Below are 4176 nucleotides of genomic sequence, written 5' to 3'. Positions count from 1 at the left end.
CATACGGGCGCCCATCGCCGTTTTCGTCTTATCAAGCACCCAGAGAAGTGTGCCTCGCTTCTGCTTTTCCCGGAGCGTCTCAGTAAGCTCCAGGTTCCGGCGCGTGGACGTATCCAGCATCATAAACTGTCCGGTCGTATAGACAGTCAGGCGCGTCAGGTGTTCCAGTGTATTTTTCTGCGTCTCATACAGATACTGCAGGACAGCGCCCGCCGCGATCGCACCCGTCTCATAGTCTGCCAGTCCCAACGCTTCCAGGTGCTCTACATGAAAATGTTCCCGCAGGATTCTCCGGCAGGAATCATCAGAAAAGAACCGATTTTCAAGTGCTGAGATCACGGCGTTTAACCGTACTTTCAAGTCCTCTAAATCGATTCCTGACATGTAAAAAGCCTCGTTGCAGATAAGCTCCGACGGCGAAAATTTATAAATTTCATCTAACAGACTGCGCTCGTTGCGAACCTCCGTCACAAGATAGTCGCCCGTGCTGACATCAACCGTCGAAACGCCGAATACACCGTCTATGTATACAATTCCCATCAGGTAATTGTTTTTTGATTCCTCCAGAACCTGTGAATTTGTCAGGGTTCCCGGCGTCACCACCCGGATTACCTCCCGCTTCACAAGTCCCTTTGCCTGTTTCGGATCCTCCATCTGCTCTGCGATGGCGACCTTATAGCCCTTCTGGACGAGACGGCTCAAATAACCCTCTACGGCATGATAAGGAACGCCGCACATAGGCGCGCGTTCCTCCAGTCCGCAGTCTTTTCCAGTCAGGGTAAGTTCCAGTTCTTTCGAAACAGTCTGGGCATCCTCAAAAAACATCTCATAGAAATCGCCAAGACGATAAAACAGAATACAGTCCGGATACTGTTTTTTCGTCTCCAGATAATGAGTCATCATTGGTGAAAGTGCCACAATTTACCTCTCTTCATCGCGATCCGCCCGTTTTCCAGCACTTCACTCATCTGAATGCCAGACCGGACAGACCGCTGTCGTTTTATTTTAGTTGAATTTCGGATCCGTCGGATCCCAGGTCTGCTGATCGGAGATCGGTACCAGTTCCGGCTTATCAAATGGAGATGCTACATTGGCATCCTCGTATACCTGTACAGTCGTTCCCAGATGGCAGTTATCATATACCCACTTGGAGTTTCTACAGTTCAGGCGTACACAGCCTAAAGAACGGGAAACACCCAGACCATTATAGCCGACGGTCAGAAGGTTATTCTCATTCGGGGTTGCGTATGTAATCGAATGGAACAGGAATCCCTGTGTGATACGGGTTGCATACTGGGTGTAAGTATCATTTACCATCAGTCTCCAGCGATATTTCTCCGGTGTCTTGAAAGTTCCAATCGGCGTATCATCACCGACGGAGGTCAGCATCGCTTTCACCGGAATAATATATCCGTTATTGCCGTCTTTTGCATAAACCGTCAGGCAGTTCAGTGTCTTATTTACCTTCAGGAGATAATCGGACTGCTTGCCAATCAGGCTGTCTACGTCCTGAACCAGACGACCGCAGGAGTCAAAGTAGAACTTGTAACCATCGATATACTGCCAGCCGGTCTTTGCGTAGCCATTTTCAAAATAATAACGTACAAAGTCATCGGAAAGCCAGCCGTTATATACACTTCCGTCCTCATTGAACATAACCGTTGCATTTTCTGCTACGCTCAGTCTGCTGGAAGCAGCTGATTTGTAGCGCGGTGCTGCACTCTGCGGACCTGCGCTTCCCTTCGGAACTAATACGACTTCAATCGAAAGGATCTTCTCGCCGATATCCACGGTACCAGCCACTTCGCCATTCTTCGCATATCCCATCTTGCCCTGACCGCTGGATGTAACGCTATAGTAAACATCGTACATCTTCTCAGCCTGACCGGAAAGCTGAATCTGGATCGCCTCTACCCAGCTTCCAGAACCAACCACACCGGTCTGGATGCCGTCATGGTACCACCACAGATAACCGCCTGTGTTGGTATATGCACGGTAGGACACGCCGCCGATCCCCTCAAAGTTTTTCAAATCCATCGAAAATGCAGAAATATCGCCTTCCGCATTATACAGATAATTGACGCCGACATGAAGTGCCGTGTTCTCATCCTGCTGCGCGGTTCCCTGGTTGAACTGCTCTGCCGATGTTGACGAACCGGCGTTTGGCATACCGACTGTACCGTTTGCAATGTCATCTGCCGGTCCTGCATATGCGACAGAAGCACTTCCTGCCAGCATGCAGGCTGACAGCAGAACCGTCAATCCTTTATAATGCTTTTTCATGAATTTATCCTCCTTAATCTACCAGGGATCCCATATAGTAAAATCCCTTGGATTCTTCCAGATATACTTTAACAATTTTACCAATCAGCTCTTTTCCACCTGGGAAATGAACGATTGTGTTATTGGACATACGGCCGGTTACCAGTCCCTCCACGTGACTGTCCGGTTCCTCCACCAGAACCTCCTGAACCGTATGGACATCTCGTCCACAGACCTGTGCGGAAATCGCCTGTACCTCTGCGAGCAGACGGTCGAAACGTTCTTTGACAACTTCTTCTGGAACCTGATTTTCCATCGCTGCCGCCGGAGTTCCGGTGCGCTTCGAATAAATAAAGGTAAATGCGCTGTCGTAGCGGACTTTCCGCACAACCTCCAGTGTCTCCTCGAAATCTTCCTCCGTCTCTCCCGGAAATCCAACGATGATATCCGTCGTTAGGGAAATATCCGGTACCGCCTTGCGGATGCGCTCTGCCAGTTCCAGATACTGCTCCTTCGTGTAATGGCGGTTCATCTTCTTTAGGATCTCGCTGCTGCCCGACTGAAGCGGCAGATGCAGATGGCGGCAGATCTTCTTGGAAGATGCCATCACTTCGATCAGCTCATCCGACAGATCCTTCGGATGGGAGGTCATGAAACGGATCCGTTTAAGCCCCTCAATCCGCTCTACCCGGCGCAGAAGTTCTGCAAAGGTAATTGGTGATTCCAGGTTCTTTCCGTAGGAATTGACATTCTGCCCTAACAGCATGATCTCCACGACGCCGTTCTTAACCAGCTCTTCAATCTCACGGATGATGTCCTCCGGCGCACGGCTGCGCTCGCGTCCGCGCACATACGGAACGATGCAATAGCTGCAGAAATTGTTGCAGCCAAACATGATATTAACGCCAGACTTAAATGTATATTTGCGCTCCGACGGCAGATCCTCGACGATCTTATCAGTTCCTTTCCAGATATCGATGACCATCTTCCCCGTCTCAAAGCGCTGTTCCAGCAGCTCTGCCAGTTTATATACATTGTGCGTGCCGAAAATCAAGTCCACAAAGCGGTAGCTCTTCTTTAATTTCTCTACAACCTCCGGCTCCTGCATCATGCAGCCGCAAAGTGCGATCATCATGTGCGGATTCTTTTTCTTGAGGCTGTGAAGATATCCTAAACGTCCATACACGCGCAGGTTCGCATTTTCACGGACTGTACATGTATTGTAGAGGACGAAATCCGATTCCTCACTGGTTCCTTCCACAAATCCTGCTTCCAGCAGAATACCGAGAAGCTTTTCTGAATCGTGTGCATTCATCTGACATCCAAACGTCGAGATAAAGCAGGTCAGCGGACGCCCCAGTTTGTCCGAAATCTCCTGTACCTTCTGGCGGCAGAGTGCCATATAATACTGCTGGCGATCCGGTTCCTGCTGCGGTATACCGCCCACCGGAATCTGACATTTGTCAGACACAAACACGCCTGCTGCGGATTCGGACGAATCGTTTGTATGTAAATCCATAAATTGTATTGCTCCTTACTATTCTTTCATTATCCTAATAATCCTAATATTTCATACATTAGATAATATTACTATATGGCGCTCATTTTCGCAAGTCCCATTCCTGCCAGAATCCTTTCCAGTTTCTTACAAAATATTCCGGTTCATGTATCTGGAAGCAAAAACAGAGTTTACCACACGGCCGCTCTGTTTCCGTATGCATTTTCGGTTTTAAAAAAGAATGTGCCTTGGCATATCCTCGCGCCGAGCGTAGTCGCTTGCGACATGTTTCTGCTTTGCGCGAGTGCGCCAGACATTACAAAACTTTAATTGTCTGCTCCGGTGTCACAATATATGCCATTTTTTTATCGTGCTTTTCGGTTTCAAATGCCGGAAACAACTGGAATCCATAGCAG

At 48.9% G+C, this 4176-nt stretch carries 2 protein-coding genes and 1 pseudogene; all 3 read right to left on the bottom strand.

Annotation, left to right across the window (positions count from 1 at the left end; genetic code table 11):
* Positions 1 to 903, bottom strand: a pseudogene (locus tag QVO97_RS06165) (DNA mismatch repair protein MutS); the annotation flags it as partial.
* A 102-nt stretch (positions 904 to 1005) separates the two neighbouring features.
* On the bottom strand, positions 1006 to 2283 hold the full coding sequence (locus tag QVO97_RS06160; protein WP_022359504.1) for a L,D-transpeptidase family protein: 1278 nt from the start codon (positions 2281 to 2283) through the stop codon (positions 1006 to 1008).
* Between the two features lie 13 nt (positions 2284 to 2296).
* Positions 2297 to 3664 (bottom strand): tRNA (N6-isopentenyl adenosine(37)-C2)-methylthiotransferase MiaB, encoded by a 1368-nt coding sequence (gene miaB / locus QVO97_RS06155; protein WP_294337058.1) that lies wholly within the window; start codon positions 3662 to 3664, stop codon positions 2297 to 2299.
* Between the last annotated feature and the right edge of the window lie 512 nt (positions 3665 to 4176).

Source organism: Clostridium sp. CAG:43 (assembly GCF_000434655.1).
Classification (GTDB): Bacteria; Bacillota; Clostridia; order Lachnospirales; family Lachnospiraceae; genus Otoolea; species Otoolea fessa.
The sequence above is the reverse complement of the archived record's forward strand: the minus strand, read 5'-3'. Positions and strand labels throughout refer to the sequence as shown.